Source organism: Pseudoalteromonas fuliginea, from assembly GCF_000690055.1.
Classification (GTDB): domain Bacteria; phylum Pseudomonadota; class Gammaproteobacteria; order Enterobacterales; family Alteromonadaceae; genus Pseudoalteromonas; species Pseudoalteromonas fuliginea.
This window is the reverse complement of sequence record NZ_JJNZ01000215.1, coordinates 1-298: the sequence shown is the minus strand read 5'-3', so window position 1 is coordinate 298 and position 298 is coordinate 1. Positions and strand designations below refer to the sequence as shown.

The 298-nt window shown below is 38.9% G+C and carries 1 protein-coding gene; it reads left to right on the top strand.

What is annotated here, in order from left to right; genetic code table 11:
- Nucleotides 1-298: hypothetical protein (locus DC53_RS22785; RefSeq protein ID WP_033032581.1), on the top strand; the 298-nt coding region annotated here is incomplete at both ends.

The following is a 298-nucleotide window of genomic DNA, read 5'->3' as shown; positions in this document are numbered from 1 at the left end:
AGTAACTACAATACCAGTACCAGTTGCTGATGTATTAACTGATGTAACAGCATGTGATAGTTATACACTAGAACCACTTACAGTAGGTAACTACTTTACAGAAGCTGGAGGAGCAGGAACTGCACTAGCTGCAGGAGAAGTAATAACAAGTACACAAACTATCCATATCTATGCAGAAACTGGAACAACACCAAACTGTACAGACGAAAGTAGTTTTGTAGTAACGATTACACCTAACCCTGCATTTGATCTAGGAGGTCCTTATGTAGCTTGTGTAGCAAGTAACTTAACAGTAACT